This is a genomic window from Phocaeicola coprocola (genome assembly GCF_041333015.1).
GTDB classification, from domain to species: domain Bacteria; phylum Bacteroidota; class Bacteroidia; order Bacteroidales; family Bacteroidaceae; genus Phocaeicola; species Phocaeicola coprocola.
Genome location: NZ_JBGKGM010000001.1, coordinates 1,748,828 through 1,762,860 on the forward strand (window position 1 = coordinate 1,748,828; position 14,033 = coordinate 1,762,860).

Sequence of the window (14,033 nt, forward strand, 5' to 3'; positions counted from 1 at the left end):
CTGCTAATTATAATTGATTATGAAAACAAAACTTTTTGCTGCTATGGCAGTGCTGGTTGCTGCTGCCATGACAGGTTGTGCCGGACAAAAGGAAGCTAAAACTACTTCCGGTATCAACTTGGAAAATCTTGACACTACAGTTGCTCCTAGTCAGGATTTCTATCGTTATGCATGTGGCGGCTGGATGAAGAATCATCCTCTCACAGACGAGTATTCTCGTTATGGAACATTTGAAGTGCTGATTGAAAACAACCGCAAACAATTGCAGGAACTTATCGAAGGACTGGCTTCTAAGCAGAATGAACCGGGTTCGCTGGCTCAGAAGATCGGGGATGTGTATAACATGGCAATGGATAGCGTGACTCTTAACAAAGAGGGCATGGCTCCGGTAAAGGCAGAAATGGATAAAATTGCTGCTTTGAAGGATAAAAAAGAAATTATCCCTATGGTAGTAGAACTGCTGAACTGTGGTATCGGAACTTATTTCTCAAGCTTTGTTTATGCAGATCCGAAAAACAGTGATGTCAATATGTTCCAGATTGCTCAGGGTGGATTTAACTTGGGTGAGAAAGAATATTACCTCGACAATGACAGCGCAACTGTAAATGTGCGTGAAAATTACAAGAAATATATTGCTAAACTCTTTACTCTGGCAGGATTCTCTGAAGCTGAGGCTCAGCAGAAAATGGCTGATGTAATGGAAATAGAAACTTCTATCGCTAAGGAAGCTTTCAACGCTGTACAGCAACGTAATCCAGAGGCTAACTACCATAAGATGTCGTATGCCGATCTGAAAAAGACTTTCTCTGGTATTGACTGGGATACTTATTTGAAAGGCTTGGGCATCAAGGAAGTTACTGAATTGAACGTGATGCAGATAGAACCTCTGAAAGAAGTTGAAAAACTGATCAACACACTTCCTGTATCAAAACATATCTCTTATTTACAGTATAATTTGCTGGACGCTGCTGCTCCTTATCTGAGCGATGACTTTGTAACAGCTCGTTTCGATTTCTATGGAAAGGTATTGTCTGGACGTCAGCAGAACTCTCCTCGCTGGAAGCGTGCCGTTAGCGCTGTAGAAAGCATGCTGGGTGAAGCTGTAGGACAAATGTATGTAGAAAAATATTTCCCTGCAGCAGCCAAAGAACGTATGGTTAAGCTGGTTAAGAATTTACAGGATGCTCTTGGAGAACGTATTAAGGCTCAGGAATGGATGAGTGACAGTACGAAGATGGTTGCTTTGGAAAAACTGTCTACTTTCCATGTTAAGGTGGGATATCCTGACAAGTGGAAAGATTATTCAAATCTGGACATCAAGAAGGACTCTTATTGGGCTAATGCTTGCCGTGCAAACAAATGGGGATTGGATGACATGTACAACCGTCTGGGAAAACCTGTTGATAAGGATGAATGGCTGATGACTCCACAGACAGTAAATGCTTATTATAATCCTTCTACTAACGAAATCTGCTTCCCGGCAGGTATCCTGCAATATCCGTTCTTCGATATGAACGCTGATGACGCATTCAACTATGGTGCTATCGGTGTAGTAATCGGTCATGAAATGACTCACGGATTCGATGATCAGGGTCGTCAGTATGACAAGAATGGTAACCTGACCGACTGGTGGGCAGAAGGTGATGCAGAACGTTTCGATGCTCGTGCAAAAGTGATGGTTGATTTCTTCAACAATATCGAAGTATTGCCGGGACTGAAAGCTAACGGACAACTGACTTTGGGTGAAAATCTGGCTGACCATGGAGGTCTGAATGTTTCATATCTTGCATTCCAGAATGCAATGAAAGAAAATCCTCTGGGTGATGTAGACGGATTTACTCCGGAACAGCGTTTCTTCTTGGCTTATGCAACTGTATGGGCTGCCAATACTCGTGAAGAAGATATGCGTTCTCGTACAAAATCAGATCCTCATTCATTGGGCGAATGGCGTGTAAATGGTGCTCTGCCTCATATTCAGGCTTGGTATGATGCCTTCAATATCACTCCGGAAAGTCCGATGTATATTGCTCCTGAAAACCGTGTAAATATCTGGTAATACAGTTCTTTATATATCTTAGAAAAGGTCATGTCAAGGCAATTTGGGTTTGCCGTGGCATGGCCTTTTTTATTGTATTTAGTCTGATGCCGTAGAGGGGAAAAAGATGAATCTTGACGTTTTCTGTCTAAAAACATAGTTTAGTAACACGAATAAATTTGTTGCATTTCTGCTCATTAATTTCTAATTTGCGCATCACTATGTTAGAGATATGAAAAGCATATCCTTTTGTTCAATAATTAAATCTTGAAATACCATGAAAGTATATCAGACCAACGAAATTAAAAACATTGCCCTGCTTGGCAATGACGGATCAGGTAAAACCACCCTCACAGAAGCGCTGCTCTATGAGAGTGGTATTATAAAACGTCGCGGCAGAATCACTGCCAAAAATACAGTCAGCGACTATTTTCCGGTAGAGCAGGAGTATGGTTACTCGGTCTTCTCTACCGTTTATCATGTAGAGTGGAATGGCAAAAAACTGAATATCATCGACTGTCCGGGAAGTGATGACTTTGTGGGAGCTGCTATTACAGCATTGAACGTAACGGATACGGCTATTTTATTGTTGAATGGCCAGTATGGTCCCGAAGTAGGTACACAAAATCATTTCCGTTATACTGAAAAGTTGGGAAAACCTGTGATTTTCCTGGTAAACCAGCTTGATAGTGAAAAATGTGATTTCGATCATGTATTGGAACAGTTGAAGGAAAATTACGGTTCTAAAGTTGTTCCGGTTCAGTATCCGTTGGCTACAGGACCAGACTTCAATTCGTTGATCGATGTACTTTTGATGAAAAAATATTCATGGGGTCCTGACGGTGGAGCACCGACTATCGAAGAAATTCCTGCTGAGGAAATGGAAAAAGCTCAGGCTTGGCATAAGACTCTGGTAGAGGCTGCTGCCGAACATGATGAAGCTTTGATGGAGAAATTCTTCGAATCTGAATCGCTTACAGAAGACGAAATGCGTGAAGGTATTCGTAAAGGATTGGCTGCACGTGGTATGTTCCCTGTTTTCTGTGTATGTGCAGGTAAAGATATGGGAGTTCGCCGACTGATGGAATTCTTGGGTAATGTCGTTCCATTTGTTGATGAAATGCCTACTGTACATAATACACGTGGTGTTCCTGTTGCTCCTGATGCAAACGGACCTACTTCTTTGTATTTCTTTAAAACAGCAGTTGAACCACATATCGGAGATGTACAGTACTTCAAGGTTATGAGTGGAGTTGTACACGAAGGTGATGATTTGAATAATGCCGATCGTGGTTCTAAAGAACGCATGGCACAGCTTTATGTGTGTGCCGGAGCTAACCGTGAAAAGGTAGACGAACTTCGTGCGGGAGATATCGGATGTACAGTGAAACTGAAAGATGTGAAGACAGGAAATACCTTGAATGGTAAAGACTGCGAAAATCGTTTTAACTTTATTAAGTATCCGAATCCGAAATATACTCGTGCTATTAAGCCGGTCAATGAAGCTGATACAGAAAAGATGATGGCTGTATTGAACCGCATGCGTGAGGAAGATCCGACTTGGGTAGTAGAACAGTCTAAAGAGTTGAAACAGATTTTGGTTCATGGTCAGGGTGAATTCCACTTGCGTACCTTGAAATGGCGTCTGGAAAACAATGAAAAGCTTCAGGTACAGTTCTATGAACCTAAGATTCCATATCGTGAAACTATTACAAAAGCTGCTCGTGCCGATTATCGCCACAAGAAACAGTCGGGAGGAGCTGGTCAGTTTGGTGAAGTTCATCTGATTGTAGAACCTTATTATGAAGGAATGCCTGCTCCTGAACTGTATAAATTCAACGGCCAGGAATTTAAGATGAATGTAAAGAGTACAGAAACAATTGATCTGGAATGGGGCGGTAAATTGGTATTTGTTAACAGTGTAGTAGGTGGTGCTATTGATACTCGTTTCATGCCGGCTATTTTGAAAGGTATCATGAGCCGTATGGAACAGGGACCTTTGACCGGTTCGTATGCCCGTGACGTACGTGTAATTGTTTATGACGGTAAGATGCATCCGGTAGATTCAAATGAAATTTCTTTCATGCTGGCCGGACGCCAGGCCTTCAGTGAAGCCTTTAAAAATGCTGGTCCGAAGATTCTGGAACCTATTTATGACGTAGAAGTATTCGTACCAAGTGATAAACTGGGTGATGTTATGAGTGATATGCAAGGCCGTAGAGGTATGATTATGGGTATGAGCAGTGAAAAAGGCTATGAAAAGCTTGCTGCAAAGGTACCTTTGAAAGAAATGTCTAATTATTCTACAGCATTGAGCTCACTTACAGGAGGACGCGCTTCGTTCATTATGAAGTTTGCAAGTTATGAACTTGTGCCGACTGATGTTCAGAATAAGTTGATGAAAGAATTCGAAGAACAAGAAAAAGAAGAGGTATAAACTTTCTAGTTGTTGTTTTTATAGGTTGCAAAGGTCGCATTTCTTAAAAATGCGGCCTTTTTTATTTAACGAAGCTTAAACAATTAGCATACTTTGTTTGTTATTAATTTAAAATTTTATTATTTTTGCATTAAAGCAGAGTAATGTGTGGCGTAAAGTTTTTAAAATAACATGTAAATATCCGCTTTTCGTTAATATAAGAGAATCACGGATTAAAACATGTTAAGCAGAGTATCTTGTAAGTGATAGCTGTTTAATTTTGCCTTCATGAAAAAGTCAACTATTTGGATATTAGGTATTGTAATGGGACTCTCTTTTCTTAGCTTGCTCTATTTGCAGGTAAGTTATATAGAAGAGATGGTCAAGATGCGCAAGGAGCAGTTCGAAGAGAATGTAGGACGGAGTCTTGCTCAGGCTGTTCATAACTTAGAGTTGGTGGAAACGAAAAAATATCTTGAAAAAGATGTTGCGGCCACTGAACGTGCTGCACAGCTTTCTCAACAATTTCAAGGTCAACATCAGTCTCAGTCTAGTGGAAGTGTGTTGATCGGTTCTTCCGATGGAAGTACGATTTCTACTTTCGAGTGGAAAACTGTGATAAATCGTCCTTCTAGTATTCCTAAAGAGATTATTTCAACCGGAAAGAATATTCCTCAGACTTCACGTACGTTGCAGGAGATCGTAAAAGAACGTTATATTTACCAGCGTGCTTTGTTGAATGAGGTAGTTTACAATATTCTTTATACGGCGAGTGATAAGCCGTTGAAAGAACGAGTAAATTTCAAACAGCTGGATTATTTTCTGAATTCGGAATTAAAGAATAACGGGGTAGACATACCTTATCATTTTACGGTAACAGACCGTGATAATAAAGAAATTTATCGTTGCTCTGATTATGAATACGATAACGAAAAGGTTTACTCTCGGTTGCTGTTCGAAAAAGATCCTCCCGCAAAGATGGGATTTGTAAATGTCTTTTTCCCGACAATGGACAATTACATTTTCAGTTCTGTACGGTTCATGATACCATCTATTATTTTTACGCTGGTATTGTTGGTGACTTTTATTTTTACCATATACATCATTTTCCGTCAGAAGAAACTGACAGAGATAAAGAATGATTTCATTAACAATATGACTCATGAATTCAAGACACCTATCTCTACTATTTCTTTGGCTGCCCAGATGTTGAATGATCCGGCCGTAGGTAAATCGCCTGCCATGTTTAAGCATATTTCTGGGGTTATAAATGATGAAACCAAACGATTGCGTTTCCAGGTAGAAAAGGTTTTGCAGATGTCTATGTTCGAACGACAAAAGGCAACACTGAAGAAAAAAGAGGTTGATGCCAATGAACTGGTTTACGGTGTAACCAACACATTCCGCCTGAAAGTGGAAAACTGTAACGGAACTTTGGATGTTGCTCTGGATGCCGACGATCCGTTCATCTATGTAGATGAAATGCATTTTACGAATGTAATATTCAATCTTTTGGATAATGCATTGAAATATAAGAAACCGGATGTTAATATTCATCTGAAAGTCCGTACTTGGAATGAATCAGGCAAGCTTCATATATCGATAGAAGATAATGGTATCGGTATAAAGAAAGAAAACCTGAAAAAAATATTTGAAAAGTTCTACCGGGTTCATACAGGCAACTTACACGATGTGAAAGGCTTTGGTTTGGGCTTGGCCTATGTAAAGAAGATAATTACAGATCACAAGGGAACTATACGTGCCGAAAGTGAACTGAATGTAGGAACTAAATTTATTATTGTATTACCTTTATTTAAAGAAGATTGATATGGACGAAAAATTGCGTATTTTGTTGTGCGAGGATGATGAGAATCTTGGCATGCTTTTAAGAGAATATTTGCAGGCAAAAGGATATTCGGCAGAGTTGTTTCCTGACGGTGAAGCTGGTTTCAAGGCCTTTTTGAAAAATAAATACGATTTGTGTGTACTTGATGTAATGATGCCTAAGAAAGATGGTTTTACTTTGGCACAGGAAATACGTCAGGCAAATGCTGAAATTCCTATTATTTTCCTTACAGCTAAAACACTGAAGGAAGATATCCTGGAAGGATTCAAGATTGGTGCTGATGATTATATTACTAAACCTTTCAGTATGGAAGAGCTGACTTTCCGTATCGAAGCTATTTTACGTCGTGTACGTGGAAAACGCAATAAGGAAAGCAATATGTATAAAATCGGACGTTTCACATTCGATACTCAGAAACAGATTTTGTCTATTGGCGATAAGCAGACTAAACTGACAACTAAAGAGTCTGAATTGTTAGGATTGCTTTGCGCTCATGCTAATGAAATTCTTCAGCGTGACTTTGCATTGAAGACTATCTGGATAGATGATAATTACTTTAACGCACGAAGCATGGATGTGTATATCACTAAATTGCGTAAGCATCTGAAAGATGATGATTCTATCGAGATTATCAATATCCATGGTAAAGGATATAAATTGATTACCCCAGAGCAAGAATAAGAAATAACTGATAACTGAAATAAAAAAGCCTGAGTTTATAAAACCCAGGCTTTTTTATTTCTCTTTTTTGTTAGCTCAATATTAATCGGCAATACGTTTATTCAGAACGATATGAGAAATTAATCCAACGATAATGAGAACCAAAGAAGTTGCCAAAATCGCATTGTCGTTTACGTTGCCTCCATAGTAGCAAATAATCAGGATTACTGCTCCGATAATAACCAGTAACAATCCTAAGTTCTTTAATAAGCTTTTCATGTGTGTCTTCTATTTTATGGTTTATTTTTTCTTGGTTACAAATTAAAGGATAATTCTTGTATTGAAGAAATTATTTGATGAAAAAAAATAAAAAAGCTTACTCTTAGTCTTTTGTATTGGTAAAGATTTTGCGTAGAACTTCCTGGCTCACTCTTAATTCCTCCAATGTCAGCCCGTGAAGAGCCTCCTTTAATGTTTTGTTGGCTATAAAGCGTGCCATTTCTTCCAGTTCCTTTCCTGTTTTTGTAAGATGTATCAAATTGGTACGTCGGTCTTTTTTATCCGATATACGTACTACCAGATGCTGGCGCTCCATGTTGTCTATCAGACGAGTCATGCTAGGTTTGTCCTTAAAAGTCGCATTACATAACTCCTGCTGGGTAACTCCGTCCTTTTCCCATAAGAACAATAATACGGTCCATTGTTCAGGGGTTATCTCCATTCCATTCTGTCGGAAATTACGGCTTAGCTTACGGTTGATTGCAGCAGAAACCTTTCCGTTTAGGATCGCAAAAATGAGCTGTATGTCAAAGTTAAACTGTTCTATCATGTAATTATTGTTTAAACAACTACGCAAATATACGATACTTTTACTATATATGGTATATGAAAATGCCTCAAAATAACATTCTTTATCATATAAAAAGAATGCAATGGTTTGTATATTAGAGAAAAAGTCGTAACTTTGCGCCGCATTTAAAAAATTTATTATTAATAATTTAATTAACGTATAGTATGAATCAATACGAAACCGTTTTCATTTTAACTCCCGTTTTGTCTGATGTTCAGATGAAGGAAGCGGTAGAGAAGTTCAAAGCTATCCTTACACAGGAGGGTGCGGAGATCATTAATGAAGAAAACTGGGGATTGAAGAAATTGGCTTACCCAATTCAGAAGAAATCTACAGGTTTCTATCAACTGATTGAATTTAAAGCAGAACCGTCGGTTATTGAAAAACTTGAAGTAAACTACCGTCGTGACGAACGTGTTATCCGTTTCTTGACTTTCAAGATGGACAAATACGCTGCAGAATACGCTGCTAAGAGAAGAAATGTAAAATCAACTAAAAAGGAGGAAAACTAATCATGGCACAGCAACAATCAGAAATCAGATATTTAACTCCGCCTTCAGTAGACGTTAAGAAGAAAAAATACTGCCGTTTCAAAAAGAGTGGTATTAAGTATATCGACTACAAAGATCCTGAATTCTTGAAAAAATTCTTGAACGAACAGGGTAAAATCCTTCCGCGCCGTATTACAGGTACTTCATTGAAGTTCCAGCGTCGTATTGCGCAGGCTGTTAAGAGAGCTCGTCACTTGGCTTTGCTGCCTTTCGTAACTGATATGATGAAATAATTAAAGGAGGAGTAAGAGTATGGAAATTATTTTGAAAGAAGACGTAGTTAACTTGGGCTACAAGAATGATATTGTAACCGTTAAGTCAGGTTATGGTCGTAACTATCTTATTCCGACAGGCAAAGCAGTTATCGCTTCTCCAGCTGCAAAGAAAATGTTGGCTGAAGAATTGAAACAGCGTGCTCATAAATTGGAAAAGATTAAGAAAGATGCTGAAGCAGTAGCAGAATCTTTGAAAGATGTATCTTTGAAGATCGCTACAAAAGTTAGCGCAACTGGCGTTATCTATGGTTCAGTTGGTAATATTCAGATTGCTGAAGAATTGGCTAAATTGGGTCACAACATCGATCGTAAGATTATCGTTGTTAAGGATTCTGTAAAAGAAGTTGGTCATTACAAAGCAGTCGTTAAACTTCACAAGGAAGTTTCTGTTGAAATTCCTTTCGAAGTTGTTGCAGAAGAAGCTTAATTTTGCAGTCTGTAAATACTTGATAGGATTCCGAGTAGATGAAAATCTGCTCGGGATTTCTTTTTTTATTATCTTAATAAGTATATTCAAAATTGCTTGATTGTTGGTTATGTTTATGCTGGTGGATCTTGCTGGTTGAAGTAATGACCAGTGATTATTTTTAAGGAGGTGGTAAAGAATAGAAGGGGTTTTGTAAAAGGTAGTATTTATAGTGTTTTTCTTTTTACTAAATGAGGGGCTGGATTTTTTTTGTTTCTCTAGTGGAATAGATGGGGTGTTACAGAAATTTGTGGATATACTGATTTATTCTTCCTCAAGAGTCTGGAAAAATATCAGGATATTTTTGAAATTTTTGTACGAATGTCTTTCTCTTTTGTACAAAAAGAGAAGTAAACAAGAGCATGTTTTTGGTGAAAGAATATGATTGGTAGAGAATTTACTACGTAAATATAGGGAAAGGTGGTAAAGGAAATATTTCTTATCGCTCATTAGAGGATATAAAAGGGCATAAAAAAAGTCTGAATGCTTTCGCATGCCAGACTTTCAATTCTCTCGAATGTTGTTCGAAATTATTCAGCTACTACTGCTGCAGAATCAACTGCTGCTGAGTCAGCTACTACTGCTGTAGAATCAACAACTGGAGCTGCTTCTTCTACTGTTTCAACTGCTGCAGTTGAGTCAACTGTTGATTCATTGTTAGCTGCTTTGTTACCGCAAGATGCGAAAGATACAGCAGCGAATGCTACGAACAAAAATACTAATTTTTTCATTTTCTTTGCTTTTTAAAATCTGTAATACTTATGTTGTTTTCTTAAAACGATGCAAAGATATAGACTTTTTTAATACGTTGTTCTCTTTAGGGCATTTTTTTTCAAAAAAAATATGTTTTAAAATACTTTTCTTCATAAAAGATCTTTTCGGATATGGGAATATGGGAGAATATTCGTATATTTAAACGATTTTTCTGCATGTTTTTAGGGGAGATGTTTTTTCGGTGGTGAAAGCTCTCTTCCTTATCTTTGTGTTCCGATAATAATACGTAACTTTGCATTCAAATTATTATATTTAAAGTATGACAGATACAACTATTTTTCAAAATAAAAAGGCTGTTTATTATACATTAGGCTGTAAACTGAACTTTGCGGAAACTTCTACCATTGGAAAAATGCTTAAGGAAGTAGGAGTCCGTACCGTACGTAAAGGTGAGCAGGCTGATATTTGTGTAATTAATACCTGTTCGGTCACTGAAATGGCAGATAAAAAATGCCGTCAGGCTATTCATCGTTTGGCGAAAGAGCATCCGGGAGCTTTTATCGTAGTGACTGGATGTTATGCGCAGCTGAAGCCTGGACAGGTAGCAGATATTGAGGGAGTCGATCTGGTTTTGGGTGCTGAACAGAAAGGCGATCTGATGAAATATTTGGGAAATTTGGAGAAGCATGAGCATGGTGAAGCTATCACTACTGCCACAAAGGATATACGTACCTTTGTTCCTTCATGTTCTAGAGGTGACCGTACCCGTTATTTCCTGAAGGTACAAGACGGATGTGATTATTTTTGTTCGTATTGTACTATACCTTTTGCGCGAGGGAGAAGCCGTAATGGTAAAATTGCTGATCTGGTAGAGCAAGCTCGTCAGGTGGCAGCAGAAGGTGGAAAAGAAATTGTACTTACTGGAGTAAATATAGGTGATTTCGGAAAAACTACAGGAGAAAGTTTCTTCGATTTGGTAAAGGCACTTGATGCGGTGGAAGGCATTGAGCGGTATCGAATTTCTTCCATTGAGCCTAACCTGCTTACCGATGAGATTATAGAGTACGTAGCACGGTCACGTCGTTTTATGCCTCATTTCCATATTCCGTTGCAGTCAGGATGTGATGAGGTGCTTAAATTGATGCGTCGCCGGTATGATACTGCGCTTTTTGCTTCCAAGATACATAAAATCAAGTTTCTGATGCCCGATGCCTTTATCGGTGTAGATGTGATTGTCGGTACAAGAGGAGAAACGCCCGAATACTTTGAACAGGCTTATGAGTTTATACAAGGGTTGGATGTAACCCAGCTTCATGTGTTCAGTTATTCGGAACGCCCTGGTACTCAGGCTTTGAAAATAGATTATGTAGTTTCTCCCGATGATAAATATCAAAGAAGTCAGCGTTTACTGGTATTATCGGACGAAAAGACAAGAAGTTTTTATGCTCGTCATATTGGTCAGGAAGCAACTGTATTGATGGAACACTCCAAGCCAGGTTGTCCTATGCATGGGTTCACCGATAATTATATCCGTGTAGAACTGGAGCAGAACGATGCTTTAGACAATCAGTTAATACGCGTACGTTTAGGTGATTTTAATGATGACGGAACCGCGTTGAAAGGTATTATATTATGATAAAAGTTTCGGTCGTTATATTAAACTGGAATGGCGCAGATATGCTGCGCCGTTTTTTGCCTTCTGTCATTTCGTGTTCGCAAGGAGAGGGAATAGAGGTTTGTGTAGCCGATAATGGCTCATCTGATGATTCCTGCCGGATAGTAGAAGGAGAGTTCCCTTCTGTCCGTCTGATTCGTCTGCCTGAGAATTATGGTTTTGCAGAAGGATATAATAAAGCATTGGAACAGGTTGATGCTGAATATGTTGTGTTGCTTAACAGCGATGTGAAAGTTTCATCAGGCTGGTTGTCAGTAATGGTATCATATATGGATTTGCATCCGGAGGTTGCAGCCTGCCAGCCTAAAATTCTCGACTGGAAAAATAAAGAATATTTTGAATATGCAGGGGCGGCTGGTGGATTTATCGACCGATATGGGTATCCGTTCTGTCGCGGCCGTGTGTTTGATACGGTAGAAAAGGATATTGCACAATATGATGCTCCGGTTTCCATTTTCTGGGCTACGGGTGCAGCTTTATTTATCAGGCTTGACAAATATCGGGAAGCAGGGGGACTCGACGGACGTTTCTTTGCACATATGGAAGAAATAGACTTGTGCTGGCGTTTGCGCAGCCGTGGCTATGAGCTGGTTTGCCTGCCTCAAAGCGTAGTCTATCATGTAGGTGGGGCCACATTGAAGAAAGAAAATCCTCGGAAGACGTTCTTGAACTTTCGCAATAACCTGCTTATGCTTTATAAAAATCTTCCGGCTGAAGAGCTTGTTTCAGTAATGCGGATACGTACATGCTTGGACTATCTCGCAGCCTTGTTCTTTCTGCTTAAAGGAGATGTTTCTAATTTTCGTGCGGTACTTCAGGCTAGAAAAGAATTTCTTCGTTTACGTCCGGAATTTGCTTCAGCTCGTCAGGAGAATTTGGATAAGACTGCTCTCGCAGATATTCCAGAGCATTTTAAATTCAGCATCCTGTGGCAGTCGAAACTGCTGGGTAGAAAAAAATATGCAGATTTACCTGTGAAATAAAAAGTTTTTTTGTTTTGAGGCTTGTTTCTCGCTCTTGGAAACCTCGTCGTACCCACTGATAGATGGGTAGAATACAAACTGAATCAGTGTTAATAAAACATAAACCGTTCTTTTTCTCGGTTAAGCATCCCTGAAAAATTGTACATTTGTTAATACTACAGATAACCTAATAATTGCAGTTTATATTATGATCAATAGTTCGTTAAAAATTCGCCAAGCCTAAGCGGCTCTGGCAGTAAATAAAATGAGTTCTTTGAAAAGTTTGTCAATAACTTGCGGGTCTGGGCTAATCCCAAACACGCAAATAAATCGTTCAAGCATATAAGCATTGTGTATGAAAGACTTGCAGGAGGATATGGAATAGGTTATTCCGAGCCTCTTACATGCCGCTTTGGCCAAGTTGACAGCAGCAAGCGATGCATTGAAGTGAAAATCCAATTTCCTGAAGTCGGTAGACTGGCAGCTGGTGATTCCTGCATGCTGCTTGCCATCTCTAAAGCAAAATTCCAGTTGGAACCTGGTTCTGTAATAATCCAGCACCTCACGTCCATCCATGGAATCGTCTGTAGAGAAGTAAAGCTGCCACTTGTCTGTCCTCCCGTCCATCGGATACCAGATGGCTAAGGAAACATACCTTTTGAGAGCTTTTGCATATACCCTCAATCCGTATAGCTTTCCCTTGTTCACCTCGTATTCCTTGCACCGGGTCAAATCCAGATTGGCAAAGTCAATCCTGCCGTCAAACCACTTGGGATGGCCACGTTTTCCTGTTTTCTGTTCCAATGTCGGATAGTACAGGATTACGTCATTCCGAAAGCGGCTGATGACATGGAAATCGTTCTCACACATAGGTGTTACGAAAGTTTCCTTGGAAAAGAATGCGTCTGCAACCACCGTTTTGGATATGCTTTGCAGCTTGTCTTTTCTGCTGATAAGATAGCAGCTGTACCAGTCAACAAGGTTCTTGTCCATATTATCCAAGGTCTTACAATCCGGCGTCTGAATGGAACCTAAAGTCATGCATTCATGGTTGTCGATGTCAATGACACCGATGCCCATGATTTCCAGTCCACGCTTGTATTCTCCTGCACAACCGGACCAGAAGTAACCTATCCAAGGTGTCTTCTTGCCTGATTTGGGAATATAGGAAGGATCGATGGCGATGGCTTTTCTTTTGCCTGTGAGATACTTGCTGATGATAGATCCGTTGAACGCAAACCAGTCGAAAGTTTCATGCTCAAAAAGGTTGCGATAAGTCTGTTCTGAGAAACAGCCATATCTGCCCAATTGAAGGAAATTTATACGATCCGGGATGGCCATGAATAATTTCATGGTGTCCATGAATGCTTTTTCAAAAGGTTTGTGTATATTCGCTACTGATTTGAGAGCCGACAGGCACTCGGATTGGTATTGCATAAGGAGTGTTTCTTTAGTCATAATCAGAAGAGTTCAGAGACTTCTAATTTACTAAGAAATAACGAATTATGCAATACTTTCCTCCTTTATTATCAGCAGGTTAGCTCTCTTTTTTCAGCACATTTCTTCATGCTTAACCATTCGTT

Annotated in this window: 13 protein-coding genes; 9 read left to right on the plus strand and 4 right to left on the minus strand. The window is 39.3% G+C overall.

Annotated features, from left to right (window positions below; translation table 11 throughout):
• Nucleotides 1–19: 19 nt before the first annotated feature.
• The 4 genes from ACDG22_RS07205 (at nucleotide 20) to rprY (ending at nucleotide 6,978) form a co-directional block, all read left to right on the plus strand.
• A complete protein-coding gene (locus ACDG22_RS07205) occupies nucleotides 20–2,056 on the plus strand; it encodes a M13 family metallopeptidase (protein ID WP_370858827.1) in 2,037 nt (678 codons plus the stop codon).
• Between the two features lie 256 nt (nucleotides 2,057–2,312).
• Entirely contained in the window at nucleotides 2,313–4,472 is a 2,160-nt protein-coding gene (locus ACDG22_RS07210; RefSeq protein WP_007566918.1) for an elongation factor G, read from the plus strand.
• A 267-nt stretch (nucleotides 4,473–4,739) separates the two neighbouring features.
• Nucleotides 4,740–6,278, plus strand: coding sequence for a sensor histidine kinase (locus ACDG22_RS07215; RefSeq protein WP_022126016.1), 1,539 nt, complete (start codon nucleotides 4,740–4,742; stop codon nucleotides 6,276–6,278).
• Between the two features lies 1 nt (nucleotide 6,279).
• On the plus strand, nucleotides 6,280–6,978 hold the full coding sequence (gene rprY / locus ACDG22_RS07220) for a response regulator transcription factor RprY (RefSeq protein ID WP_021970280.1): 699 nt from the start codon (nucleotides 6,280–6,282) through the stop codon (nucleotides 6,976–6,978).
• Between the two features lie 81 nt (nucleotides 6,979–7,059).
• Here the strand turns inward: rprY and ACDG22_RS07225 are convergent, their stop codons facing one another.
• Both ACDG22_RS07225 and ACDG22_RS07230 read right to left on the minus strand, forming a co-directional pair.
• Nucleotides 7,060–7,236, minus strand: coding sequence for a hypothetical protein (locus ACDG22_RS07225; protein ID WP_007566915.1), 177 nt, complete (start codon nucleotides 7,234–7,236; stop codon nucleotides 7,060–7,062).
• A 103-nt stretch (nucleotides 7,237–7,339) separates the two neighbouring features.
• Nucleotides 7,340–7,786 carry a MarR family winged helix-turn-helix transcriptional regulator gene (locus tag ACDG22_RS07230; protein ID WP_007566914.1) on the minus strand — a complete coding sequence of 149 codons (447 nt, stop codon included), beginning with the start codon at nucleotides 7,784–7,786 and terminating at the stop codon, nucleotides 7,340–7,342.
• Between the two features lie 185 nt (nucleotides 7,787–7,971).
• Between ACDG22_RS07230 and rpsF the strand changes: the two genes are divergently transcribed.
• Genes rpsF through rplI form a run of 3 tightly spaced genes read left to right on the plus strand, consistent with a single transcriptional unit; the run spans nucleotide 7,972 to nucleotide 9,060 of the window.
• Entirely contained in the window at nucleotides 7,972–8,319 is a 348-nt protein-coding gene (gene rpsF / locus ACDG22_RS07235; RefSeq protein WP_007563184.1) for a 30S ribosomal protein S6, read from the plus strand.
• Nucleotides 8,320–8,321: 2 nt separating this feature from the next.
• Nucleotides 8,322–8,591: a 30S ribosomal protein S18 gene (gene rpsR, locus ACDG22_RS07240; protein ID WP_005841178.1), complete on the plus strand. Its 270-nt coding sequence runs from the start codon at nucleotides 8,322–8,324 to the stop codon at nucleotides 8,589–8,591.
• A 19-nt stretch (nucleotides 8,592–8,610) separates the two neighbouring features.
• A complete protein-coding gene (gene rplI / locus ACDG22_RS07245) occupies nucleotides 8,611–9,060 on the plus strand; it encodes a 50S ribosomal protein L9 (RefSeq protein WP_007566912.1) in 450 nt (149 codons plus the stop codon).
• Between the two features lie 569 nt (nucleotides 9,061–9,629).
• Here the strand turns inward: rplI and ACDG22_RS07250 are convergent.
• Nucleotides 9,630–9,830 (minus strand): PG1828 family lipoprotein, encoded by a 201-nt coding sequence (locus tag ACDG22_RS07250; RefSeq protein WP_022126018.1) that lies wholly within the window; start codon nucleotides 9,828–9,830, stop codon nucleotides 9,630–9,632.
• Between the two features lie 302 nt (nucleotides 9,831–10,132).
• Between ACDG22_RS07250 and mtaB the strand changes: the two genes are divergently transcribed.
• A complete protein-coding gene (gene mtaB, locus ACDG22_RS07255; protein WP_007566904.1) occupies nucleotides 10,133–11,449 on the plus strand; it encodes a tRNA (N(6)-L-threonylcarbamoyladenosine(37)-C(2))-methylthiotransferase MtaB in 1,317 nt (438 codons plus the stop codon).
• Nucleotides 11,449–12,471, plus strand: coding sequence for a glycosyltransferase family 2 protein (locus tag ACDG22_RS07260; protein ID WP_040311836.1), 1,023 nt, complete (start codon nucleotides 11,449–11,451; stop codon nucleotides 12,469–12,471). The genes mtaB and ACDG22_RS07260 overlap by 1 nt, the downstream gene beginning before the upstream one ends.
• Nucleotides 12,472–12,690: 219 nt before the next feature.
• Here ACDG22_RS07260 and ACDG22_RS07265 read toward each other — a convergent pair whose 3' ends face one another.
• Nucleotides 12,691–13,908 carry a transposase gene (locus ACDG22_RS07265; protein WP_007566665.1) on the minus strand — a complete coding sequence of 406 codons (1,218 nt, stop codon included), beginning with the start codon at nucleotides 13,906–13,908 and terminating at the stop codon, nucleotides 12,691–12,693.
• Nucleotides 13,909–14,033 lie beyond the last annotated feature (125 nt).